The 23,863-nt window shown below is 64.1% G+C and carries 25 protein-coding genes; 12 read left to right on the top strand and 13 right to left on the bottom strand.

Annotated features, from left to right (window positions below; genetic code table 11):
- Positions 1-168: 168 nt before the first annotated feature.
- The 6 genes from ACOZKU_RS02300 to ACOZKU_RS02275 form a co-directional block, all read right to left on the bottom strand.
- Positions 169-1,386 (bottom strand): NAD(P)/FAD-dependent oxidoreductase, encoded by a 1,218-nt coding sequence (locus ACOZKU_RS02300; protein ID WP_421577491.1) that lies wholly within the window; start codon positions 1,384-1,386, stop codon positions 169-171.
- Positions 1,387-1,477: 91 nt separating this feature from the next.
- A complete protein-coding gene (locus ACOZKU_RS02295) occupies positions 1,478-2,185 on the bottom strand; it encodes a glutathione binding-like protein (RefSeq protein WP_421577490.1) in 708 nt (235 codons plus the stop codon).
- 82 nt (positions 2,186-2,267) lie between these two features.
- Complete coding sequence (hisG, locus tag ACOZKU_RS02290) at positions 2,268-2,963, bottom strand: ATP phosphoribosyltransferase (protein ID WP_421577489.1); 696 nt, start codon at positions 2,961-2,963, stop codon at positions 2,268-2,270.
- Positions 2,960-4,093, bottom strand: coding sequence for an ATP phosphoribosyltransferase regulatory subunit (locus tag ACOZKU_RS02285; RefSeq protein WP_421577488.1), 1,134 nt, complete (start codon positions 4,091-4,093; stop codon positions 2,960-2,962). The genes hisG and ACOZKU_RS02285 overlap by 4 nt, the downstream gene beginning before the upstream one ends.
- Before the next feature lie 163 nt (positions 4,094-4,256).
- Positions 4,257-5,771, bottom strand: a complete 1,515-nt coding sequence (gene hisS, locus ACOZKU_RS02280; RefSeq protein ID WP_421577487.1) for a histidine--tRNA ligase — start codon at positions 5,769-5,771, stop codon at positions 4,257-4,259.
- Between the two features lie 80 nt (positions 5,772-5,851).
- Positions 5,852-6,487: a helix-turn-helix transcriptional regulator gene (locus ACOZKU_RS02275; RefSeq protein ID WP_421577486.1), complete on the bottom strand. Its 636-nt coding sequence runs from the start codon at positions 6,485-6,487 to the stop codon at positions 5,852-5,854.
- 248 nt (positions 6,488-6,735) lie between these two features.
- On the opposite strand from ACOZKU_RS02275, the gene ACOZKU_RS02270 reads away from it, so the two are divergent.
- The 3 genes from ACOZKU_RS02270 to copM are packed head-to-tail and all read left to right on the top strand — an operon-like array spanning position 6,736 to position 7,954.
- On the top strand, positions 6,736-7,170 hold the full coding sequence (locus ACOZKU_RS02270; RefSeq protein ID WP_421577485.1) for a hypothetical protein: 435 nt from the start codon (positions 6,736-6,738) through the stop codon (positions 7,168-7,170).
- A 40-nt stretch (positions 7,171-7,210) separates the two neighbouring features.
- Positions 7,211-7,531, top strand: coding sequence for a hypothetical protein (locus ACOZKU_RS02265; RefSeq protein WP_421577484.1), 321 nt, complete (start codon positions 7,211-7,213; stop codon positions 7,529-7,531).
- Between the two features lie 45 nt (positions 7,532-7,576).
- Entirely contained in the window at positions 7,577-7,954 is a 378-nt protein-coding gene (gene copM / locus ACOZKU_RS02260; protein ID WP_421577483.1) for a CopM family metallochaperone, read from the top strand.
- 86 nt (positions 7,955-8,040) lie between these two features.
- On the opposite strand, the gene ACOZKU_RS02255 is transcribed toward copM, so the two are convergent.
- Together ACOZKU_RS02255 and ACOZKU_RS02250 are read right to left on the bottom strand one after the other, a co-directional pair.
- Positions 8,041-8,262, bottom strand: a complete 222-nt coding sequence (locus ACOZKU_RS02255; protein ID WP_421577482.1) for a hypothetical protein — start codon at positions 8,260-8,262, stop codon at positions 8,041-8,043.
- A gap of 159 nt (positions 8,263-8,421) precedes the next feature.
- Complete coding sequence (locus ACOZKU_RS02250) at positions 8,422-9,051, bottom strand: DNA-3-methyladenine glycosylase I (RefSeq protein ID WP_421577481.1); 630 nt, start codon at positions 9,049-9,051, stop codon at positions 8,422-8,424.
- A gap of 249 nt (positions 9,052-9,300) precedes the next feature.
- On the opposite strand from ACOZKU_RS02250, the gene ACOZKU_RS02245 reads away from it, so the two are divergent.
- Together ACOZKU_RS02245 and ACOZKU_RS02240 are read left to right on the top strand one after the other, a co-directional pair.
- Positions 9,301-10,023 (top strand): L,D-transpeptidase, encoded by a 723-nt coding sequence (locus tag ACOZKU_RS02245; RefSeq protein WP_421577528.1) that lies wholly within the window; start codon positions 9,301-9,303, stop codon positions 10,021-10,023.
- Positions 10,024-10,212: 189 nt separating this feature from the next.
- The gene (locus tag ACOZKU_RS02240) at positions 10,213-10,917 is read left to right on the top strand and encodes a L,D-transpeptidase (protein ID WP_421577480.1); all 705 of its coding nucleotides are present in this window, start codon (positions 10,213-10,215) and stop codon (positions 10,915-10,917) included.
- Positions 10,918-10,968: 51 nt separating this feature from the next.
- Here the strand turns inward: ACOZKU_RS02240 and ACOZKU_RS02235 are convergent, their stop codons facing one another.
- The 4 genes from ACOZKU_RS02235 to ACOZKU_RS02220 form a co-directional block, all read right to left on the bottom strand.
- Entirely contained in the window at positions 10,969-11,409 is a 441-nt protein-coding gene (locus ACOZKU_RS02235; protein ID WP_421577479.1) for a hypothetical protein, read from the bottom strand.
- Positions 11,410-11,485: 76 nt separating this feature from the next.
- The gene (glcF, locus tag ACOZKU_RS02230) at positions 11,486-12,784 is read right to left on the bottom strand and encodes a glycolate oxidase subunit GlcF (protein WP_421577478.1); all 1,299 of its coding nucleotides are present in this window, start codon (positions 12,782-12,784) and stop codon (positions 11,486-11,488) included.
- A 3-nt stretch (positions 12,785-12,787) separates the two neighbouring features.
- Positions 12,788-13,996 carry an FAD-binding protein gene (locus tag ACOZKU_RS02225; RefSeq protein WP_421577477.1) on the bottom strand — a complete coding sequence of 403 codons (1,209 nt, stop codon included), beginning with the start codon at positions 13,994-13,996 and terminating at the stop codon, positions 12,788-12,790.
- Complete coding sequence (locus ACOZKU_RS02220; RefSeq protein ID WP_421577476.1) at positions 13,996-15,429, bottom strand: FAD-linked oxidase C-terminal domain-containing protein; 1,434 nt, start codon at positions 15,427-15,429, stop codon at positions 13,996-13,998. Before ACOZKU_RS02220 ends, ACOZKU_RS02225 begins: the two co-directional genes overlap by 1 nt.
- Positions 15,430-15,759: 330 nt before the next feature.
- Here ACOZKU_RS02220 and ACOZKU_RS02215 point away from each other — a divergent pair, with 330 nt between their 5' ends.
- Positions 15,760-16,656: a LysR family transcriptional regulator gene (locus tag ACOZKU_RS02215; protein WP_314093445.1), complete on the top strand. Its 897-nt coding sequence runs from the start codon at positions 15,760-15,762 to the stop codon at positions 16,654-16,656.
- Positions 16,657-16,679: 23 nt separating this feature from the next.
- Positions 16,680-17,186, top strand: coding sequence for a hypothetical protein (locus ACOZKU_RS02210; protein WP_421577475.1), 507 nt, complete (start codon positions 16,680-16,682; stop codon positions 17,184-17,186).
- Here the strand turns inward: ACOZKU_RS02210 and ACOZKU_RS02205 are convergent.
- Positions 17,183-18,460, bottom strand: a complete 1,278-nt coding sequence (locus tag ACOZKU_RS02205) for a DUF3422 family protein (protein ID WP_313527755.1) — start codon at positions 18,458-18,460, stop codon at positions 17,183-17,185. The two genes, ACOZKU_RS02210 and ACOZKU_RS02205, sit on opposite strands and share 4 nt — an antisense overlap.
- Positions 18,461-18,601: 141 nt before the next feature.
- On the opposite strand from ACOZKU_RS02205, the gene ACOZKU_RS02200 reads away from it, so the two are divergent.
- From ACOZKU_RS02200 to ACOZKU_RS02180, 5 genes are all read left to right on the top strand, one after another.
- Positions 18,602-19,396 carry a FadR/GntR family transcriptional regulator gene (locus tag ACOZKU_RS02200; protein WP_421577474.1) on the top strand — a complete coding sequence of 265 codons (795 nt, stop codon included), beginning with the start codon at positions 18,602-18,604 and terminating at the stop codon, positions 19,394-19,396.
- A 79-nt stretch (positions 19,397-19,475) separates the two neighbouring features.
- The gene (locus ACOZKU_RS02195; protein WP_421577473.1) at positions 19,476-19,988 is read left to right on the top strand and encodes an NUDIX hydrolase; all 513 of its coding nucleotides are present in this window, start codon (positions 19,476-19,478) and stop codon (positions 19,986-19,988) included.
- Between the two features lie 72 nt (positions 19,989-20,060).
- The gene (locus ACOZKU_RS02190) at positions 20,061-21,563 is read left to right on the top strand and encodes an inorganic phosphate transporter (protein ID WP_421577472.1); all 1,503 of its coding nucleotides are present in this window, start codon (positions 20,061-20,063) and stop codon (positions 21,561-21,563) included.
- Positions 21,564-21,573: 10 nt separating this feature from the next.
- A complete protein-coding gene (locus ACOZKU_RS02185; protein ID WP_421577471.1) occupies positions 21,574-22,311 on the top strand; it encodes a 16S rRNA (uracil(1498)-N(3))-methyltransferase in 738 nt (245 codons plus the stop codon).
- A 169-nt stretch (positions 22,312-22,480) separates the two neighbouring features.
- Entirely contained in the window at positions 22,481-23,854 is a 1,374-nt protein-coding gene (locus tag ACOZKU_RS02180; RefSeq protein ID WP_421577470.1) for a glutamate--cysteine ligase, read from the top strand.
- Positions 23,855-23,863 lie beyond the last annotated feature (9 nt).

Here is a 23,863-nt window from a genome sequence, read left to right as displayed (position 1 = left end):
GAGCTGCTATAGGAGCCACTCAGCCGGAGAAGATTGAAAAATGAGTGAATTCAGAAAATATCAGGCGCCGCCCGGAGGCCGCGCGTTTTATCATACTTAACGAATATCAAAACGATACAACTGTTCTAGTATGTAACAATCGCGCACCACACTCCAGCGGTGAAACCCTTATAGCGTCAATGCCTTGAGATCCGTCGCCGGATCCTCCAGTGCCGCCCGTTCCGGTGTGCGCCCCATCTCGATCAGCTTCTTGCCGACCACGTAGGCCTTTGCATCGTTGACCGCATCGACCGCGATCAGCTTGCCGTCCCGGAAATACCAGACGGAAACGCTGCCCTCGCGCGGACCGGGGCGGACGAACGTATCGTCGAAGCCCATGCAGAAGCCGGCGATCTGCAGCTTCACATCATACTGGTCCGACCAGAACCATGGCTTCGGCTGATAGGGCGCATCGCCGCCGGCGATGACGGCGGCAGCGGCCTCGGCCTGATCGACGGCGTTCTGCACGGATTCGAGCCGGACGCGATTGCCCTCGAAGGGGAGCACGGCGCAGTCGCCCATGGCGAAGATCGCAGGATCGGAGGTGCGTGCATGGGCATCGACGACGATGCCGTTGGTCACCTCGAGGCCGGCAGCGCGGGCAAGCTGGTCATTGGCCGTCACGCCGATGCCGGCGATAACGACATCGACGGGCAGCACGAAGCCGTCGGTCAGCTCCGCGCCGGTGACGCGGCCGTTTTCGCCGAGCAGGCGCACGAGACCGGTTTTTTCGCGCACATCGACACCGCGGGCATTGTGGATGGCCTTCAAAATGGTGGCGGTGGCTGGCGAGGCGACGCGGGCGAGGATACGGTCGGCCATCTCGATGACCGTGACATGCAGTCCCCTGCCCCGCGCAACGGCGGCCGCTTCCAGCCCGATATAGCCGCCGCCGATCACCAGCGCCCGGCGGCCCTCCTGCATTTCCAGACCAAGCCGGTCGGCATCGCGGTAGTCGCGCACGGTGAAGACGCCATCGAGGTCGCCGCCGATCTCGGCCGGCAGGCGGCGGGGCGTTGCACCCGTCGCCAGCGCCAGGAACTGGTAGTGCAGCGTCGACCCGTCGCTGAGCCTCACGGTCTTGGCATCGCGGTCGATCGCCGTCACCTCGGTGGAGAGACGGATGTCGACATTGTTTTCAGGATACCAGTTTTCCGGGCGGAACATCAGGCGGGAGAGATCGGCTTCGCCGAGCAGGTACTTCTTCGAAAGCGGCGGTCGCTGGTAGGGATGGCTCGCTTCGGCGGCGATGATGGTGATCGGTCGCTCGTCCTTCAGCGCACGCAATTTGGCAACGAGGGCGAATGCGGCCTGACCGCCGCCCACAACAACCAGTCTTCCCGTCACGATATTTCCGTCCCTTGCCTGTTTTCCCAGACGTAGCCCGCGTCGGCGGGCGGCGTCAACATGGCCGCCGCCGCCGGATTTTTCGTTTGCGTCAGGCCTTGGCGGGGATTTCTAGGCCCTTCTGGCTTGCCGGCCGGGCGATGCAACGCTCCAGCCAGGCCATGACATTTGGGAAATCGGCATAACCCAGCGCTTCGCGGCCACCATAGAAGATGTCGGCACCGCGGATCCAAGGAAAGGTCGTGATGTCGGCGATGGTGTATTCGTCGCCCATGATCCACGGACGGTCCTTCAGCCGCTCTTCGAGAATGGAAAGCAGGCGCCGCGATTCCTCGCGGTAACGCTCGGCGGGATAGGGATTGTTGGCGACCTTGTCGGCGGCAAATTTGTGGAAATGGCCGAACTGGCCGAACATCGGCCCGATGCCGCTCATCTGAAACATCACCCAGACCAGCGTTTCATAGCGCCCGGCGGCATCGGCCGGGATCAGCTTGCCGGTCTTTTCTGCGAGATAGACGAGGATCGCGCCCGATTCGAAGAGGCCGATCGGTTTGCCGTCGGGACCGTTGGGATCGATGATCGCCGGAATGCGGCCGTTCGGATTGAGCGACATGAACTCCGGCGACTTCACGCCATCGTGCCCGAATTCGATGCGATGGGGCTCATAGGCAAGGCCGAGCTCTTCCAGCGCGATCGCCACCTTCACGCCGTTCGGCGTCGGCAGCGAATAGAGCTGGAGAATGTCGGGGTTCTTGGCAGGCCATTTCTGGGTGATGGGGAAGGCGGACAGATCGGACATGAAAGCTCCTCGATGTAGGACCCCACAGATAGGGCGCGACACATGACGATGTCAGGTGCCGACGAAAACTTTCCTGACCGCCTCAGAGCGCGCCGCGCACCGATTCTATGATCTCGGCCACATCCGGGTTCCCCTCATGCTCGGCCTTGCGGGCACGCACGAGGCAGGCTTCCGATTTCAGGATCACGCCGTCAGACAGAATTTTCAGGTGGTTGGCGACGAGCGTCGAGCCCGTCGAGGTGATGTCGACGATGATATCGGCCGAGCCGGACGCCGGTGCGCCCTCGGTGGCACCGAGGCTTTCAACGATGCGGTAAAGCTGGATGCCGTGATTGCCGGAGAAGAACTGCTGCGTGAGGCGCCAGTATTTCGTGGCGATGGTGAGCCGCCGGCCGTGGCGGGCGCGGAAATCGGCGGCAACGTCGCCGAGGTCAGCCATGGTATCGACATCGAGCCAGATCTCCGGCACCGCAACGACGACATCGGCATGGCCGAAGCCGAGGCGGGCGCAGAATTCGACGCGGGCATCGGCTTCCGCCAGCCCCTCGCGTACGAGGTCCTCGCCCGTCACGCCGAAATCGACGGTGCCGTTGGCGATCTCGCGGGAGATCTCGGAGGCCGAGAGGAAGGCGATCTCGATATCGTCGCGGCCTTCGACACGGCCGCGATAGGAGCGGTCGTTGCCGACGGCGGTGACGGTGAAGCCGGCGCGGGCGAGCACGGCGGAACTGTCTTCCTTCATGCGCCCTTTGGAGGGCAGGCCGATGGTGATGGTCATGCGGCTTGCCCCTTGATGCTTGCGATGCGGTCGAGCCAGAGCGAGAAGCCGACGGCCGGGATGCGCTCCCTGGCGCCGAGCAGCGTCAAGAGCCGGTCGAAACGGCCGCCGCCGGCCAGCACCAGCGCGTCACCCGCCGGCGCGATCTCGAAGACGAGGCCGGTATAATAATCGAGTGGACGGCCGAAGGCTGCGCGGTAAGTGATCTCGGCCGGATCGACCCCGGTTTCGCTGAGCGCCGTCACACGGCTTTCGAAGCGGGCGAGTGCCGCACCGAGCGACAGGCCAGCCTTTTGCGCAAAGGCGGCCAGCGCCTTGGGCGCTTCGGCAAGGCTCAGTTCCAGCGCCAGGAATTCCTTGAGCAGCGCAAGCGTGCGGCTATCGAGGCGGGTGCTCGCAAGCTCCATCTTTTCGCGCAGGCGGCGGGCAATATCGGCCGGGCTGCGGCTGGCATTGGTGGAATAGCCGGTCGCTTCCATCGTCTCGTCGATATGGGCGATCAGCCGCGCCTCGTCGTCGAGCGTGCCGAAGATTGCCAGGCGCTCGACCTCCGGCCCGAAGGTGCCGGATGGGGCGGGATTGGAGAGATCGGCCATCAGCTTCTGCAGCTGCGCCTGGTTGCCGAAGGCATGGACCAGCCGCTTCTGCCAGCCGGCCGGCAGGCCGCAGGCGGCGACGACCGCCTCGAAGACCGACTGGTCTCCGAGCATGACGGAGAGTTTGCGGCCCGGCAGGCGGTTCTTCAACACGGCGAGTGCATCATGCACGGCACGCGCATCGGCGCGGGCGACATCGGGCTCACCGAGGTCTTCGATGCCGGCCTGGTAGAATTCGTTGGAGCCCTCGCGGCGCTGGCGGAAAACTTCGCCGAGATAGGCATAACGCTTCGGCGTGCCGGTGGCGGTTTCGATGTGGCGCAGGCAGACGGGAATGGTGAATTCCGGGCGAAGGCACAGGCTCTTGCCCGTCTCGCTCTCCGTCATGAAGATGCGCCGGCGCAGGTCCTCACCCGCCATGTCGAGGAAGGGTTCGGCCGGCTGGATGACCGGCGTATCGACGCGCTCCGTGCCAAGCGCTTCGAGATCGGCGATGAGATCGGGGGCGAAGGCGGGGAGATTGATCAGCGGCATGGGAAAAACTCCGGCCGCAGGGATGCAGTCCCCCTCATCCGGCCCCTCGGGCCACCTTCTCCCCGACGGGAGAAGGGGAAACGAAACGTCGCGGCATCTCCCTTCTCCCCTTGGGGAGAAGGTGCCAGCAGGCGGATGAGGGGGGCTCGCAATACGGCAGCCATCACCCTTGACGCGCCCGGTCTTCGGCCTGTGCGTCCAGAATTTCCCGCACCTTCGCGACAAGCTCGGCTTCAGGCACGGAAACCTGCGCCACGCGGGCTTCGCGCCAGGTCGTGTTGTCCTCGATCTCGCCGGACAGGCGCTTGCCCTCGATCAGGTCCTTGATCTGCACGAGGCCTTCGGCGCGCTCGTCGCCGCCCTGGATGATGGCGACGGGGGCGTTGCGGCGGTCGGCATATTTCAGCTGGTTGCCGAACTTCTTCCAGTTGCCCTGGTACATTTCGGCGCGGATGCCGGCATTGCGCAGTTCCTGCGTGAAGCGCTGGTAGCGTCCCATGCTCTCGATATCGCCATCCATGACGGTGACGAGGACCGGTGCGACCACCTCTGAAGCACCGAGCTTGCCGAGGTTCTTCAGCGCCGTCATCAGGCGCGAGACGCCGATGGAAAAGCCGGTGGCCGGCACCGGCTGGCCCATGAAGCGCGACACGAGACCATCGTAACGGCCGCCGCCGCCGACTGAACCGAAGACGACCTTCTCGCCCTTCTCGTTGGTGACGGCAAACTGGAGTTCGGCTTCGAAAACGGGGCCGGTGTAATATTCGAGGCCACGCACGACGGAGGGATCGATCTTGATGCGGTCGGAGCCGTAGCCCGCCGAGGTGACGAGGTGGCCGATTTGGTTCAGCTCCTCGACGCCTTCGCCGCCGCGCGCGCTGCCTTCCAGCAGCTTGGCGAGATCGGCAGCGCTTTCGGCATAATCCTTGATGCCGACGAAGAACAGGACCTTTTCGATCTGATCGTCGGCAAGGCCGGCGCCCTTGGTGAAGTCGCCGGATTCGTCCTTGCGGCCGGCGCCGAGCAGCAGCCTGACGCCTTCGGGACCAAACTTGTCGAGCTTGTCAATGGCGCGCAGCACGGTGAGGCGCGCACCCGCCTTGTCGTCGCCGCCGAGACCGATCGCTTCCAGCACGCCGTCGAGAACCTTGCGGTTGTTGACGCGGATGACATAGTCGCCGCGGGCAATGCCGAGCGCTTCCATCGTGTCGGCGAACATCATGCACATCTCGGCATCGGCCTGCACGCCGGCAGCGCCCACCGTATCGGCGTCGAACTGCATGAACTGGCGGAAGCGGCCGGGACCGGGCTTCTCGTTGCGGAAGACGTAGCCCGCGCGATAGGTGCGGTAGGGCAGCTGGATCTCGTTGAAATTCTCCGCGACATGGCGGGCGAGCGGCGCCGTCAGGTCGTAGCGCAGCGACATCCACTGGTCGTCGTCGTCCTGCACGGAGAAGACGCCTTCGTTGGGACGGTCGCTGTCTGGCAGGAATTTTCCGAGCGCGTCGGTATATTCGATGAGCGGGGTTTCGACAGGATCGAAGCCGTAGCGTTCATAGACCTCGCGGATTTTCGCGGTCATCTCGTTGACGGCGCGGATGTCCATCGCCTCGCGGTCGACGAAGCCGCGCGGCAGGCGGGCTTTCAGCTTCTGCGGTTTTTTCTGCTTTTCGCTCATCGGGATACCCGAAATTCCTGTATTTCCGTTGCCGGTTTCCTAGCGGATTGGACGGGCAGCGGCAAGGCGCAAAAGCCCCCTTACGGCCGCCGCGACAGCGTATCCCAACTGTGCACGATGACGGCGGAGGCGGTTTTGGCCTGCTTCTCCGGAATGAGGATCGAATGGGTGTCGCCGCGAATGATGCCGCGCATCTCCGACTGGAAGCATAGCCGCTTCATCTGCACATAGCCGTTGGGAATGGAGGTCACCGACAAAGCGGGGCCGCCGTAGACCTCGATGCTCGCCACCTCGCGGGCATAGAGGCTGGCGACCAGCGCCTGATTCTCGATGCAGGCGCGATAGTGGCCGGTGAGATACCGGCGGATGCTGGTGCCGACGACGGCGCGCATCTCGGGGCTTTCGCGATATTCCTGCTGCGAGCCGCCGAGATAGCGGATGTCGCGCCCCTCCCAGAGATTGCGGCTTTCGCCCGAAGCGAAGATGGAGGCAAGCAGGCGGCGTTCAGTCTGGGCATCCGCCCGGCGCAGGAAATCGACGATGGCGCCCGTCGCACGCAGATCGGGTGCCGCCGTACCGCGCTCCCAACGCGAAACCGTGGTCGATGAAAAGCCCAACTTCCATGCGATATCGTCCTGGGTGAGCCCGACCTTGATGCGGTAGGCGCGCAGCTGATCGACAAGATCATGGCCGGTGCTGAGGACGAAATCCCGCAAATTCAACCCTTGCGCATCATGAAGACAAAGCCGCACCCAAAAGTGGAGCAAACGACCAGTCGATCCGCTTTCGGCGGGTTTCGATGTCGGCTACCCTTAAGGATAGGTAAACGTCCGGGATTGCCGTTTGGCAAGCGGCTCGATGGGGAATAACGGCGTTTTCCGGAGGTGGGGGCCAGAATGCCCCTTGCGCCTCGTCACGCCATGCCCGGATCGGCATGGCGGGCATTCTATGCGGACCTGACCGAATGATATTGAAAGCGATCACCCCTCCCCTCCATCCGGCCTCGGTGGCCGACATCATCGGCATCGATCCGCGCACGCTCGAAACTGCCTTCATCTGCGAAGAATGGAGCGCCGAACTGGCAACAGGGATTCTGAGCCTGGGACCGGAGACGGCGGCACTGCATGGCGTGACCGGCCCGACTTGCGGCATCATGGATCTCATCCGACTCTACGATTCGGCCGACCTGACGACGGTTTTGCAGGCGCTGGAGGATGCGGCAACGCGCGCATCCACCTTCGTCTTTTCCACCAGCATCCGTCCGGCGCCGGGCCTTTACCGACCGGTCTTCTGTTCCGGCCTGTCGGAAACCGATGGCACGACCGGCACCATTTGCGGGACCTTCGCCATTGCTCGGCTGTGCTTCGCCATGAGCACGAAACCGAAAGCCTTGAACTGACCTCTTCCCTTTTATACGGCAGCCACCTATCTCTTGTCTCATGAGGCAGGTTCTTTTCCTATTCGCCATTCTGGGCGCGCTTTTCTCCGGCTGGCTGCCGGCGATGGCGGCAACGCTCAGTGTCGGCCAGCCTGCCGGCGTGCATACCATGCATGACACGACCGGCAAGGACAGTGGCGGCGATCATGGCAAGACCAAGCCGATGGCCCATCCCGTCGCCTGTTCCGCCTGTTTTGCGATAGAGGCCGAACGGATCGAACCCACCGAACGCCTGCTTGTGCTGTCGGAGCGTACGCCCGCCATACCGCCGGCCCTTGCCGGCCTTGTCTTGCGCCCGCTCGATCCCCCTCCCCGGTCCTGAACAGACAAAGACAATTCCTCACTCTGTTCAGAACTGGAAAAGACAATGAACGCAAAGACCTTGTTTCTCGGCGCAGCCCTTTCGCTCGCCTTCACCCTGCCAGCCCTCGCCCAGGAGGCCGACCACTCCGCCCATCAGGGCATGACGATGGACGCGCCCGCGGATGGTAGCCCCTCCACGCAGGCCTTCATCGACGCCAATGCGAAAATGCATGCGGCCATGGAAATCGACTTCACCGGCAATGCCGATGTCGATTTCGTGCGCGGCATGATCGCCCATCATCAAGGCGCCATCGACATGGCGAAGGTGGAGCTGGAGCATGGCAAGGATGCCGACATCCGCAAGCTGGCTGAGGACGTCATCACCGCCCAGGAGGGCGAGATCGCGATGATGAAGGAATGGCTGGCAAAGAACGCCAAGTAAAACCTGCCAAAAGCCAAGTCTAAACATGAAGGCCCGTCGGGAAACCGGCGGGCCTTTCCGTCCGATCACTCAGACATGGGCAGCCCCTATTCGCCAGCGGGAAGCGCCCTTTGGGCCACCGAGGCCTCGACGAGCGAGGCCGCGATGGCGCGGGCCATCAGGAGACTCGTTTCGCGAAGTTCGGTGTTGCTGCCGCTGCGGGCGGTCCGGATGAGGCGGAAGCCTTCCCGGAGCATGATTTCCTGGGCCTTGTCGCAGGCCCAGTGTTCAAGACGATTATCGTCGAATGCGGATGCTTTTGGCGCCATGTGTCCCCTCATGCCAAATCATTCAGCACAAAGCGGCCCATCACGACTACGCACGCGCAGGTCGTCCCCAGACTTTCCGATGTATGATAATGCCGCTTGAGATCAAGCTACATGATTCGTTGTAGAATCAAAGATCTATTTGTGTCGGCATCCCTAGAATTAGGGACGCGCCAGGCTATTTCTCTTCGCTTCGACTTCCGGGCGGCAGAAACAACCCTCGACATGATCGTTGACGAGGCCCATGGCCTGCATGAAGGCATAGACGGTCGTCGGACCGACAAAGGTCCAGCCGCGCTTCTTCAGATCCTTCGAAAGGCGCACCGAGGTGGGCGTCGTGGGATTGGCAACGATGATATCCCACTCGACCCGTTCCGGCCGCTCCTGCGGCGTCGGCTCGAAGCTCCAGAAGTAGCGCGCGAGCGTACCGAACTCCTCACGCAGCGCCTGCGCGCGCCTGGCGTTGTTGATCGTCGAGACGATCTTGCCGCGATGGCGCACGATGCCGGTATCGGCAAGGCAACGGGCGATGTCGGCCTCATCGAACACTGCGACCTTGTCGAAATCGAAGCCGGCGAAAGCGGCGCGGAAGGCCTCCCGCTTGCGCAGGATGGTCAGCCAGGAGAGGCCGGACTGGAACCCTTCCAGGCAGATCTTCTCGAAGAGCCTGATATCGCTGGTAACGGGCTGGCCCCACTCCTCGTCGTGATAACGGCGGTAATCCTCAAGATTGCCATGCCATGCACAGCGCGTGCGCCCGTCGTCGCCGTCCAGCAGTCCCCGTATCGTCATCGCGGTCTCCGTTTTCTTTTTGTTCCGCTTTACCACTCGTCAACCACATTTGGAAAGGTGGCAATAACCCTACTCAAAGCTTTATCGGATCGTTCGATGTTTCATGAACGGCCGTTTACCATTCGCTTCATCAGACGGTGCAAGCATTCTTCCCGAACCGGCGCCGCATCTTCTCTGACGGCGCAGACCGGCGACGATCAGTAGCGAGTACGTCCGATGTTGATACGCACCCTTCTAGCCAAGACCTTTATGGCCACCACCCTTCTGGCCACCACGACGGCAGCCCAGGCCAACGACCGGTATATCAGCCAGCCGCCCATCATCATCAGCCCCGATCTCACCGCCCCCTGGGTGATGCAGCTGACCGGCGAAGGCGTTCAGCCCGCCGTCAACACGCGCCGCATCATCCGGCGCCAGCAGGTGCAGCAGCGCCGCGTGATCCGCCGCGAGAATGTCGCCCGCATCGAGCAGGTCTCCGCGACCGGCCAGGCACGCAATGTCATCAAGTCGAAATTCGACCCGATGTACCTGCCGCAGACCGTGTCCTACGAGACCGAGCACAAGGCCGGCACCATCGTCATCGACACCAACAACCGCTTCCTTTACCTCGTGCTCGGAAACGGTCAGGCGCGGCGCTACGGCGTGGGCGTCGGCAAGCCGGGCTTCGAATGGGCGGGCGCCCACACGATCACCCGCAAGGCGGAATGGCCGACCTGGACACCGCCGCAGGAAATGATCACCCGCGAGGCCGCCAAGGGCCACTACCTGCCGGCCTCGATGGAGGGCGGCCCGGAAAACCCGCTCGGTTCGCGCGCCATGTATCTCGGCTCGACGCTCTACCGCATCCACGGCACGAACGCGCCCTGGACGATCGGCTATGCGGTCTCGTCGGGCTGCATCCGCATGCGCAACGAGGACGTCGTCGATCTCTACGACCGCGTGAATGTCGGCACCAAGGTCATCGTCATCTGACGACCGGCGAGACGATTATCAAAGCATCTCCGGCTGCCCTGCGGCCGGAGATGTTTGCGTTTGGGGCGTCTCTTCGACAACAGAACGAAGAAAACCGCCGCCAGAAGCGTCTTGCTGGCAGCAAGCCGACTTGAAATCGGTCAAGACTCGGTTAGCCTCGCACAATTCAGGGATTGAGAGGGACTACACATGCGGAAATACGCTTCGATCTTGCTGGCGGCGACCATCGCCGCCACGGCGATCCTTCCGGCGACGTCGGCAAACGCCTTCCCCGGCACCGTCCAGGGTAGCCAGACGACATCCGGCGTCACGCTCGTTGCCCAGCAGCAGAGCAAGAAGCAGGTCGCGCAGAAGTTCAAGCGGACCAAGGTGCGGTTCGTCACCGACCAGGCGCCCGGCACCGTCATCGTCGATACCAACAACAAGTTCCTCTACTATGTCGAAGGCAACAACCGCGCGACGCGTTACGGCATCGGCGTCGGCCGTGAAGGCTTCGGCTGGTCGGGCGTGGTGAAGGTCGGCCGCAAGGCGGAATGGCCAAGCTGGACGCCGCCGGCCGAAATGCGCCGCCGCGAGGCCCAGAAGGGCCGCATCCTGCCCGTCGTGCAGGAAGGCGGCGAGGACAACCCGCTCGGCGCGCGCGCCATGTATCTCTACAAGGGCGGCCGAGACACGATCTTCCGCATCCACGGGACGAACCAGCCCTGGACGATCGGCCTCAACATGTCGTCAGGCTGCATCCGCATGATGAACAAGGACGTCGAGCATCTCTACGCCCGCGCCGACATCGGCACCAAGGTCATCGTGGTCGGCCCCGGCAACCGCCAGGGCGCGGTGAGCTACAACGACAAGGGGGTCGATTTCTTCGGCAACCTGTTCGGCTTCGGCGGCTGATCCGCCGCCATACACGCGTTCGGATGCCGGCCTCGCGCCGGCATCGTCGTTTCAGCCGACCGAGCAGGAGACCTTGCCGGTGCGCTCGATCCCCTCGCCTTCCGCGTTGTGCACGATCATCCGGTAATCGCCGTCATAGCTGATCTCGTCCTCGCCCATCGCGGTTTTGACGATGAGGTCGATCGAGCCGAACGGCAGGTCGCCTTCGGTTTCCGCATGCATGAGCAGGCGCAGTTCGCCGTCATAGAGCCAGTCATGCCCGAGATGCGCCGGCGTCAGCGTCACGCGCTCCAGCCCCTTCGGCGCGATCTCCTTCGGCAGGACGATCTCGCCGCGGAAATTCAGGAAACCGCCACCCAGACCATAGCTGAAACCGCCCTCCGCATCGAAGGTGATGTTGGCATCCTTGATCGCGCAGCTGAAGCCGCCGGTGGCGAAGGCGGGCGAGGACAAAGCGGCAAGGGCGGCGAGCGAAAACAGGAGGCGACGCATCGGGATCTCCGTGTGTATTGGAATGCCGATCCTCTAGCAAAGCGCCAGAGAGCCGGCAGTTCCGCACGTGACAGGATCAGGAAAGCACGGCCGGTTTCGGTCCGCCATGGGCCCAGTCGAGCAGTTCGACCGTGTGTAGGATGGGGATATCGGTGCCCGTCGCAATCTGCGTGATGCAGCCGATATTCCCCGTCGCGATCAGGTCCGGCTTGGTCGCCTCGATGTTCTTGACCTTGCGCGCCTTCAGCTTGCCGGAGATTTCCGGCTGCAGGATGTTGTAGGTGCCGGCCGAGCCGCAGCAGAGATGGCCCTCGGCCGGATCGCGCACCACAAAGCCCGCCGCCTTGAGCAGCGCCTTCGGCGCCATGGTGATCTTCTGGCCATGCTGCATGGAGCAGGCCGAGTGATAGGCGACCGTAAGACCCTTCGCCTCCTGCTGCGGCAGGTCGAGGATCGCAAGATATTCCGTTACGTCCTTGGCAAGCGCCGAGACACGCGCCGCCTTCTCCGCATAGTCAGGATCGAGGCGCAGCATGAAGCCGTAGTCCTTGATCGTCGTGCCGCAGCCGGAGGCCGTGATGATGATCGCATCGAGCCCGCCCTTCTCGATCTCGCTGAGCCAGACATCGACATTGCGCCGCGCCGCCTCCAGCGCCTGCGCTTCGCGGCCCATATGATGCACGAGCGAACCGCAGCAGACCTCGCCGGCCGGCGCCACCACCTCGATGCCGAGCCGTGTCAGGAGCCGGATCGTCGCCGCGTTGATTTCGGGCTTCAGCACCGGCTGGGCGCAGCCGGAGAGGATCGCGACCCGCCCACGGCGCGCACCAGTTGGCGGATGCGTGCCCGGCTTTGCGCTGTCGGAGGGTTTTGGCAGCTTGCGCGGCGCAAGGTCGAGCATCGCGCCGAAGGGTTCGAGCGGCTTGAAGCGCTTCAGGAGGCCGGCGAAGGGGCGGCCGAGGTTTGCGGCCTTCAGCGCCAGGCGGAAACGGTTCGGATAGGGCAGCGTCGCAGCAAGAACGCCGCGCGTCAGCCGATCCCAGAACGGGCGCCTGTAGGTCTCTTCGATATGCATGCGCGCGTGGTCGACGAGATGCATGTAATCGACGCCCGACGGACAGGTCGTCGTGCAAGAGAGGCAGGACAGGCAACGGTCGATATGCGTCACCACCTGCGCATCGGCCGGGCGGCCGTTTTCCAGCATGTCCTTGATGAGATAGATGCGGCCGCGCGGGCTGTCGAGTTCGTTTCCGAGCGTCACATAGGTCGGACAGGTGGCGGTGCAGAAGCCGCAATGCACGCATTTGCGCAGAATCTTCTCAGACGTCGCGACATGCGGATCGGCAAGCTGCTCGGCGGTGAAGTTGGTTTGCATGGATTATCCTTCCCAGCCGAGCATCGGGGATTTGAACAGACCCGAGGGATCGAAGCTCGCCTTCACAAGGGATTGCAGGGCGGCAATCCCTTCGGTCTGCGGCTGGAACGCCTGCGTTGCCGCCAGCACCTCGGGACGGGCCCTGAGAAGCGTCGCATGCCCGCCGCCGACGGCCTTGACGTAGCGGCGCAGCAAGGCGGCCTCGGGATCGGATTCCATGCGCAGCCAGACAAGCCCGCCCTGCCAGTCGTAGAAGGCATCGACGCCGGTTTCCAGGCGTAGCGCTGCGACGAGCTGCTGGCCGGCGATGGGCGCGACCGAGACGCACCAGAGCGGGCGCGGCGTGCCGTCGGCATAGGGCGCGGCGTCGCGGATTTCGCGCCATAGCCGTTTGGTACCCTCGGCCTCCAGGCGGGAAACGGCACCGAAACGGGCCATGGCGGACACGAGTTTTTCGCTGCGCACCGTAACGGAGGCGGCAAGGCCTTCGAGACGCAGCACCGTGGCGGCGCCCGGCGGCAATGCGCCGCCGATGAAACGGCCCCGCACGCTTTCCGGCAGATGCGCCGCCCCCGAGACTTCCACCGGGAGCGACATGGCCGTCGCCATGGCGGCGGCGGCTTCGGCATCGTTGAGATCGGAGACGACGATGGTGGCCGACGTTTCCGGCACCGGCAGCAGGCGGAAGGTGACTTCCGTCAGCAGCGCCAGCGAACCATGCGAACCGGCAAGCAGCTTGACGAGATCAAGGCCGGTGACGTTCTTCATCACCCGCCCGCCGGCCTTGACGATCTCGCCCTTGCCGTTGACGAAGCGCACGCCGAGCAGGCTGTCGCGCGCCGCACCCGCCGTCAGGCGGCGCGGGCCGGAGGCGTTGGTGGCGAAGACGCCGCCGATCGTCGGGATACCGGAGGAGCCGAGCACGCCGCGCAGGTCGTTCGGCTCGAAGGCGAGCATCTGGCGCTTTTCGGCGAGGGCTGCTTCCACCACCTCCAGCGGCGTGCCGGCGCGGGCCGTCATGGTCATTTCGGCGGGGTTGTAGGCGACGATGCCGTTGAGGCCGCGGGCCGAGAGCACATCGGCACCATCGGGCGTGCCGTGCAGGCTGCGCGTGCCGCCGCCCTTGATGACGAAGGGGGATTTCGAGAGGCTGGCGACCTGGACGAGACGGCTTGCGGCGTCCTCGGAAAGCGGTTCGTGGATCGGTGTCATCAGGCGGAGCGCCCTTCGAGCGGGAAGACTTTGGACGGGTTGAGCAGCCATTGCGGATCGAAGGCGGCGCGTACGGCCATCTGCTGGGCGAGATCGGCATCGCTGTATTGATGGCGCATCAGGTCGCGTTTCTCGATGCCCACGCCATGTTCGCCGGTGAGGCAGCCGCCGACATCGACGCAGAGTTTCAAGATCTCGTTGCCGGCAGCCTCGGCTTTCGCGGCGTCCTCGGGATCGTTGGCATTGAACAGGATCAGCGGATGCATGTTGCCGTCGCCGGCATGGAAGACATTGGCGACGCGCAAGCCATATTTTTCGACGATCTCGGCGGTGCCGCGCAGCACGGCGGGCAATTGGCCGAGCGGCACGGTGCCGTCCATGCAAATATAGTCGGCGATGCGGCCGGTGGCGCCGAAGGCGGATTTGCGGCCCTTCCAGATCAGCGCCGCCTCGGTGGCCGACTGGCTTTCCTTGACGACCTTGACGCCATGGCGGCCGGCGATCTCGATGATGCTGGCCAGCATCGCCTCCATTTCTGCTTCCGAGCCCTCGACCTCGACGATCAGCAGCGCTTCGACATCCATGGGATAGCCGGCATGGGCGAAGGCCTCGCAAATCTCGATGGCCGGCTTGTCCATGAACTCAATGGCGACGGGAATGATGCCGGCCGCGATGACATCGGCCACGCAGGCGCCCGCCTCTTCCGAGCTGTCGAAACCGAACAGCACCGGGCGCGCGCCCTCCGGCCTGGCGATGAGGCGCACCGTCGCCTCCGTAACGATGCCGAGCTGCCCCTCGCCGCCGCAGATGACGCCGAGAAGATCGAGCCCGCCGGCATCGAGCGCCTTGCCGCCGAGATCGAGGATCGTGCCATCGACCAGCACGAGCTTGACGCCGAGCAGGTTGTTGGTCGTCACGCCATATTTCAGACAGTGCGCGCCGCCGGAATTCATGCCGATGTTGCCGCCGATCGTGCAGGCGAGCTGCGAACTCGGATCGGGCGCATAAAAATAGCCGTCGGCGGAGACGGCCTCCGATATCGCGAGATTGGTGACGCCGGCCTGCACCGTCGCGGTGCGGTTGGCGAAATCCACGTCCAGGATGCGCGACATCTTGGAAAGGCCGATGACGACCGCATCCTCCTGCGGGATCGCCCCGCCGGACAGTGAGGTGCCCGCGCCGCGCGGCACGACGGGCACGCCGTAGCGGTGGCAATATTTCAGGACGGCCGCGACCTGCTGCGTCGTCTCCGGCAGGGCGACGGCGAGCGGTAGGCGGCGGTAGGAGACGAAGGCATCCGTCTCGAACGGCACCAACTCGCGCGGCTCGTGCACGAGGCAACCGGGCGGCAGGAGATCGACGAGATCGGCAACGATTTCGCGACGGCGCGACAGCACCGATGGCCGCGGTTCGAGAAAGCCGATCTGATCCATTTCGTCGTCTCCGTCCTCAAGTGGTCTTTTTTCTTTACCACTCAGCTCTGAGCGGTGCAAATCCTAAGCATGCCTTCCCACCGGCCAGCGCCGCTCCGCTTTCGTTGACAAACCGGAGCCCGGCAAGAACATCGGATTGACCGCCCCTGACGTGGATGCGACAGTCCCGGTCGAAGGGTGGAACGATCACGAACCCCTTGCGGCCGCCTTCACGTTCACCATGGACCCGCCCGATCACAATTCGGGCGCGACCACTTTGAAACCCCTGGCGGTCGCCGGCTCGATCAACCAAACCACAAGCTTGCCTACCCACTTGCAAGGACATGACGCGTGACAAATCTTGGTGACCTCGAAATCTTCTCCCGCGTCATTTCCATGGGAAGTATGTCGGCAGCGGGGCGGGCGCTGGGTCTATCCCCAGCCGTGATTTCCAAACGCGTCAAGCGGTTGGAGGAGCGGCTCGGCACGCGGCTCTTCCAGCGCACGACGCGGCAGATTTCGCTGACCGAGGCGGGACAAGGCTTCTACGACCGCATCGTCGGCATTCTCTCGGGCATCGAGGAGGCGGAGGCCTTTGCCTCCGGCCGCTCCGGCGCGGTGCGCGGCACGCTGCGCATTTCCGCTCCCACCTCCTTCGGCCGCATGCATATCGCCCCCAATCTCAAGGGCTTCATGGATGCCTATCCCGAACTCGTCGTGAACCTCGTCCTCACCGACGATTTCTCCGATATCGTCGGCGGCGGTTTCGACATCGCCATCCGCATCGGCGAATTGTCGGACTCCTCGCTCGTCGCCCGCCGGCTCGCGTCGGTGCGGCGCGTGCTGTGCGCATCGCCGGATTACATCGCCCGCCGCGGTGCGCCGGCCTCGCTGGAGGACCTTGCCGACCATCTTTGCCTGCCGCCGCACACGCAGGACGTCTGGCGCCTCGAAGGCCCGGACGGCAGCGTCACCTACCGCCCGCACGGCTCGCTCTACACCAATTCGAGCGAAGTGGTGCGCGAGGCGGTGTTTTCCGGCATGGGCATCGCGCTGCGCTCCACCTGGGATGTCGGCCCGGCGCTGAAGAGCGGCGATCTCGTGCAGGTGCTGCCGGATTACGAGGGCTCGCGCAACGTGGTGCTGTCTGCTGTCTATCCGAGCCGACAGTTCCTGCCGGTCAAGGTGCGGCTGTTCATCGACTATCTCGCCGACCTCTACGGCCCCCTGCCCTATTGGGAACGTTGAAGGACGGTAACGGAGGGATTTCCATGAACGGCAGAACCATCCTGGTCGCGGCATTTCTCGGCCTTGCGCTTCCGGCAGCAGCCCAGCCGCTCGATCCGCTGCTCAAAGGTTTTGACGACGCCTGCGACTATACCGATGCACTCGGTGGGCTGCTCCAGTCGAGCTATGCCTTCGCGCGCAAGGAGGGTTCGGTCGAAATCCCCGGGGGGTACGAGGCCGCCTTCGGCAAGCCGGCCGTCGTGAAGGAAGAAGACTATCTCCACATCACCCTGCCCGTCATCGACAGCACCTGGCGCGATGTCCCGGTGAAGGAGATCGAAGTCTATATCACCGAACTGGAAAGCGGCTTCAGCTCGCATACCGTGGTCTTCAAAACAGCGGCACTGAAGCAGGCGGAAGCGGCCTTCAAGGCGCGCGGCGCGGCGGCCCAGAAGAAACTCACCAAACAGGACGACAGCGGCTTCGGCTGGCAGACGGGCTTTGCCGTGCGCGACGGCGCACCACGCTACGAGTGCGATCTCTCGACCTAATGCTTGTCTTCCTCGGCATGCTTGTGCTTGATCGCGCGGACGAGCAGCCACATGCCGACGATGACGAAGGGCACGGCGATGCCGGTCAGCGTTTCCGGCTTCACCTCCAGCCCGAGGCCGTGCGCCGCCTTCGCCACGTAACCGAACAGGCCGATGACATAATAGGAGATCGCGGCGACCGACAGGCCTTCGACGGTCTGTTGCAGACGCAGCTGCAGCTTGGCGCGGCGGTCCATCGAGTTGAGCAGCGTCGTGTTGAGCTGCTCCAGCTCCACGTCGATCCAGCTGCGCAGCAGCGCCGTCGCGCGGGCGAGCTTGCGCGACAGGTTGGCCTGCCGCTCCTCAATCGACTGGCAGGTGCGCATGGCCGGCGCCAAGCGGCGCTCGAGGAAGAAGCCGAGCGTTTCGTAACCGGGCACGGCACTTTCCGCGAGCGTGCGGATACGCTCCTGCACGATGCCGTAATAGGCGCGGCTGGCCCCGAAGCGGTAAAGGCTGAGGGCAGCGTTGGCCTCCAGTTCGGCGGCCAGGCGGGTGATTTCGGTCAGGAGTTCGTCGGCCTTGTCGCGGGCGTGCTGCTTCATCGCATTGGTGATGCCGGTCAGGCCGTCCTCGATGCGGCGGATATCCGGCGACAGCGACTGGGCGAGCGGCAGGCCCATCATGGCGAGCGTGCGATAGGTCTCGATATCGAGCAGACGCTGGACGAGCGCGCCGCGCCCGGCCTCGGTCATGCCGCGATCGATGACGAGGATCTGCGTCAGCCCGTCGCCGTTCTGCCGGAAATCGGTGAGCACGACGCCCTGGCCGTTCTTGATCTCGCTGTAGCAGAGGCTGGTCGGATCGAAGCTTGCGATCGCCTCGCGCGTCTCCGGCGAATCCGGACGGATTTCCAGGCGGATGCCCGAAATCAGCGTGCCAGGTGGAGAGAAGCTGTCGCCGAACGGATGCACCGCCACCTCGCCGCCGAACTTCTCCGGCACCGGGCCATCCCAAAAATAGGTCGAGAACTCGGTGTGGCGCTCCCAGCGCAGCGTGCCCTGGCCCCAGCTCAGTGCATGGTGGCTGGAATCGCGTCCCGGCGGCGAGATCCCGCGCGAGCGCGACAGCTCTCCCATCACCGCATGATCGACCGCCGAACCACCCTCGGTGAGGAAGGCGAGCTGGAAGATGACGCGGGGCGATGGCACCAGCGCATATGGCCTTGCGTGGATTTCCCCCAGCGCCTGCGCACGCGCAGTCGCCTGCGGAAAAGCGAAGCTTCCGTTACCCATTCTGCACCGTCCCCCTTCGTGCAACAGCATAGTCTTAACAAATGTCAGGCGCCGAGAGATAGGGCGCATTGACGCAGGCGCTTTCAAAGGCAGTGGACAAGATTATTGACCAGTTTCCGCCCGACTTGATAGACTTGCGGCGTGACAGACACGCCGTTCGACCTTTTCTCCCGCATCAGCCCCAGCCGCACCGCCGATGAGGTCGTGCGGCAGATCGAGCTTTTGCTGCTCGAGGGCGTGTTGCGCGACGGAGAGCGGCTGCCCGGCGAGCGCGAGCTTTCCAAGCGCCTCGACGTGTCCCGTCCGATCCTGCGCGATGCGCTGAAGGAACTGGAAAACCGGGGCCTGCTCGTCAGCCAGCATGGCGATGGCACCTATGTCGCCGATATCATCGGCCAGGTGTTTTCCCGCCCCGTCGTCGATCTCATCGCCCGCCATCAGCGTGCGACGCAGGATTATATCGAATATCGCCGGGAGCTCGAGGGCATTACCGCCGAACTCGCCGCCCGCCGCGCCACGGATTACGACCGGCAGATGCTGACCCGCATCATGCAGTCGATGCGCGCAGCCCATGAGGGCGGCTCCTTCGATGCCGAGCTCGAGGCCGATGTCGAGTTGCACAATGCGATCGGCGAGGCCGCACACAATATCGTCCTCCTGCACACGCTGCGCGCGTGCTACCGGCTGCTGGCACAAGGCATCTTCTTCCACCGCCACCTCGTTTTCGCCTCCGAGACGGCGCGCGGTCACCTGCTCGCCCAGCATGAGGCGATCTACGCAGCGATCATGGCTGGCGACGGAAATGGCGCACGAAATGCCGCACAGGCGCATATGGACTATATTGCCGTCGCAATTCGCGACGCCGAGCGCAGCGGGGAGTGGCAGAGAATTGCACAGCTGCGCATGCAAAAACGCGGTATTCCCCCACAAGCCTGACTTGCGCCGTAAATCTCGCGCAAGCATGATAATCGATAAACGACTCGGCACCCAATGCCGCAAGAGGAACAAAAAGACCTTGAACATTCTCAACCGCCTCGCCAGTGACGTCCAGCTCATGTTCCGCAGACCCTGCAAGGAGCAGTATGGCGCGCTGTGCTACCGGTTGAAGAAGAAGGGTTCGGCGGTCGAAGTTCTCCTGATCACCAGCCGTGATACCGGCCGCTGGGTCATTCCCAAGGGCTGGCCGATGGACGGCAAGAGCGCCAGCGCCGCCGCGGCGCGCGAGGCTTGGGAAGAGGCCGGCGTGAAGGGCAAGGTCATCGACGAGTCGATCGGCAGCTACCGCTATATGAAGGGCATGCCGGAAGGGCTGAAGCTCGATTGCCGCGTGCGTGTCTTCGCCCTCGAAGTCGACGATATCGCCAAGAATTTTCCGGAAAAGGGCGAGCGCCGCGCCGAATGGGTCGATTGCACCGAGGCCGCCGCCCGCGTGCAGGAGCCCGGCCTCAAGACGCTGCTTTTGAATTTCGAGCAGAAGATCCTCTCCGACCTCACTCCTCCGGCCAAAAACGGCACGACTGGCGCCTGATAGCGTCCATCGTCATATTGCCGCCGATGCTGGGAGGCGATACTGCCTTCTGGCAATAACGGAGCAGCATGAATGGCGAATTCTCAGGTCCAGCTACGCAAGCCGACGCTGGACAAGGATCTGGAAAAACTGACCTTCACCGAACAGGCCACGCATTTCGTGCTGCGGTCCTGGACGGGTGTCGGCATCGCCCTGATCTTCCTTCTGATCGCCATGGCCGTCGCCAGCACCTTCGCCACGGGCACGCCGGGCGTACTCGTCGTTGCCGTCGCTGCCGCCCTTGCCGCCTATATGGCCATGAACATCGGCGCCAACGACGTGACGAACAATGTGGGTGCCGCCGTCGGCGCGCGCGCCATGAGCATGGGCGTGGCGCTCGTCATCGCCGCGATCTTCGAGATTGCCGGCGCGTTGCTTGCCGGCCAAGGCGTGGCGGAGACGGTCGCATCCGGCATCGTCGACCGTGCCATTTTCCCCAGCCCCGTGGTCTTCGCCTGGGCGATGATGGCGGCTCTGATCTCGGCGGCGCTGTGGATCAACATCGCCACGATCGCCAACGCGCCGATCTCCACCACCCACTCGATCATCGGCGGCGTCATCGGCGCGGGTGCGGCCGCCAGCGGCTTTCAGAGCGTGCAGTGGGATGCCATCGCCGTCATCGTCGTCAGTTGGACCGTCTCGCCGATCCTCGGCGGCGTGATCGCGGCGGCCTTCCTCTATTTCATCAAGGAATTCATCATCTATCGCGACGACAAGATCGAAGCGGCCAAGACTTGGGTTCCCGTGCTCGTCGCCGTCATGGCCGGCGCCTTCGCGGCCTTTCTCGCCAACGGCGGCACGAACGGCTTTTATGACCTGCCGCTCGGCAAGGCGCTGCTCGTCGGCCTCGGCTTCGGCATCGCCACCTATGTCATCGCCCGCCCGATTGTACGACGCGCGGCTGAAGGTCTCGACAACCGCAACCAGTCGCTGCGCGTGCTCTTTCGCCTTCCGCTGATCTGTTCGGCAGCACTCCTCTCCTTCGCACATGGCGCCAACGACGTGTCGAACGCCGTCGGGCCGCTTTACGGCATCGTCTCGACGCTGCGCTCCGGCGACACCGGTGGCGGCGTCGTGATCCCGCTGTGGGTGATGCTCATCGGCGCCTTCGGTATTTCGCTCGGCCTGCTGCTCTTCGGCCCGCGCCTCATCCGCATCGTCGGCAACGAGATCACCAAACTCAACCCGATGCGCGCCTTCTGCGTGGCGCTCTCTTCCGCCGTCGCCGTGCTGACCGCCTCGGCCCTCGCCATCCCCGTTTCCTCGACGCACATCGCCGTCGGTGCCGTCTTTGGTGTCGGGCTGTTCCGCGAGTGGTACACGCGCAATTCACAGCGCCGCATCGACTATATCCGCAGCCGCGGCAACGGTATCGCGCCGGAGGAGCCGCCGGCCAATCTTGACGAGACGCGCCGGCGCTATCTCGTGCGCCGCTCGCATTTCATGACGATCATCTCGGCCTGGATCGTGACGCTGCCCGTCTCGGCCATGCTCTCGGCCCTCATCTTCCTCGCGCTCAATGCGCTCTTCACCTGAGATCCAGATCATGCGTGCCAATTACCGGATGCAGCGCCTGTTCGTCGGCGACGCTCTTGCCGAGGGCCTGGCCTTCGAGGCTTCCAAGGACCACTTCCATTACCTCACCAACGTGCTGCGCATGGGCGACGGCGACGCGGTGCTGCTGTTCAACGGGCGTGACGGCGAGTGGCATGCCACGCTGTCGCTGCCGACCCGCAAGCGGCTGCTCTTGACGCCCACCGAGCAGACCCGGCCGCAGCCGGCGCCCTCGGACCTGCACTATCTCTTCGCGCCCCTGAAGGTCGGCCGGCTCGATTATCTCGTGCAGAAGGCCGTGGAGATGGGCGCCGGCGTGCTGCAACCCGTCATGACCCAGCATGTCCAGGGCAAGATAACCAGCATCGAGCGGCTGGAGGCCAACGCCACCGAGGCGGCCGAACAATGCGGCATCCTCGCCATCCCGACCGTATCAGCACCCCGCAAGCTGGAGGACCTGCTTGCCGATTGGCCGCGTGAGCGCCGTATCATCTTCTGCGACGAGGGCCATGGCAGCCAGAACCCGTTGCCGGTGCTGCAAGGGATTACGGAGCGCAAGCTGGCGCTGCTCGTCGGGCCGGAAGGCGGGTTTTCCGATGAGGAGCGCACGCTTCTGCGCAATCTCGATTTCGTCACGCCCATTCCGCTCGGCCCGCGCATCCTGCGCGCCGATACGGCGGCGGTCGCGGCCATGGCAGTCATCCAGGCGGCGATCGGCGATTGGCATTAGCCATTTTGCTTCGGGGCCGACGCACAAGGAAGATTTTTCCTGAAAAGTCGAATGGGATTTTTTGAATCTGCCTTGAAAGGAATTCGCTTGCACCGCATCTATTTCCGGTCCAAGCACCCTCCCATGCCCGGCGTTCAGCCGAGCGCCATCCGTTCAGAAGAAGACGCCCATGGCCCGTGATACCACCGACCAGACGCCGATCCGCACTGTCGCGGACATGGCGGAGTACCTCGCCGACGGCAACAAGCCGAAGGAAAGGTTCCGCATCGGCACCGAGCACGAAAAATTCGTCTTCTTTACGGCCGACAACAGTCCCGTCCCCTATTTCGGCGATGCCAGCATTTCCGCGCTCTTGAACGGCATGCAGAAAAAGACCGGCTGGGAGCCGATCATGGATGCCGGCAACATCATCGGTCTTGCCGAGCCCTCGGGCATGGGCGCGATCTCGCTGGAGCCCGGCGGCCAGTTCGAGCTTTCGGGTGCGCCGCTCGAGACGCTGCACCAGACCTGCAAGGAATCCAACCAGCATCTCGCCACCCTGCGGGAGATCGCCGAGCCGCTCGGCATCCGTTTCCTCGGCATGGGCGGCAGCCCGAAATGGACGCTGGCCGAAACCCCGCGCATGCCGAAAAGCCGCTACGACATCATGACCCGCTACATGCCGAAGGTCGGCAGTCAGGGTCTCGATATGATGTACCGCACCTGCACCATCCAGGTGAACCTCGACTTCTCCTCGGAAGAGGACATGCGTCGCAAGATGCAGGTGTCGCTGAAGCTGCAGTCCATGGCGACCGCGCTCTTCGCCTCCTCGCCCTTTACCGACGGCAAGCCGAACGGCCTGCTCTCCTGGCGCGGCGATATCTGGCGCGATACCGACAACAACCGCGCCGGCCTCATTCCCTTCGCCTTCAAGCCGGATTTCGGCTTCACCGACTATGTCGAATGGGCGCTCGACGTGCCGATGTATTTCGTCGTGCGCGACGGAAAGTATCACGACTGCACCCATGTCACCTTCCGCCAGTTCATGAACGGCGCGCTGAAGGGCGAGATCGCCGACTACGAGCCCAATATCGGTGACTGGACCAACCACCTCTCGACGCTCTTCCCGGATGTGCGCCTGAAGCGCTTCCTCGAAATGCGCGGCGCCGATGGCGGCCCGTGGCGCCGCATCTGTGCGCTGCCGGCCTTCTGGGTCGGCTTGCTCTATGACGACGGCGCGCTCGATGCCGCCGAAAGCCTGACGCGCGACTGGACGGTCGAGGAAGTCTCGGCGCTGCGCGATGCGGTGCCCGCGCAGGGCCTCAAGGCCGATTTCCGCGGCAAGCCGCTGCTTGATGCCGCCCGCGAAGTGGTGTCGATCTCGCGCCAGGGCCTCGCCGCCCGCGCCCGCCTCAATGGCGACGGCGTCGACGAAACGATCTTCCTGGCCCCGCTCGACGAGGTTCTGGCCAAGAAGGCGACGCTCGCCGAGGACATGCTGGCGCTCTACAACGGCCGCTGGAACGGTTCCGTCGAGCCGGTGTTCACCGATTACCAGTACTGAGAACGCCGT

The sequence above is a fragment of the Shinella sp. M31 genome, assembly GCF_049199205.1.
GTDB lineage: Bacteria > Pseudomonadota > Alphaproteobacteria > Rhizobiales > Rhizobiaceae > Shinella.
Note: the sequence above shows the minus strand (reverse complement) of the source record. Positions and strands in the feature narration are given on the sequence as shown.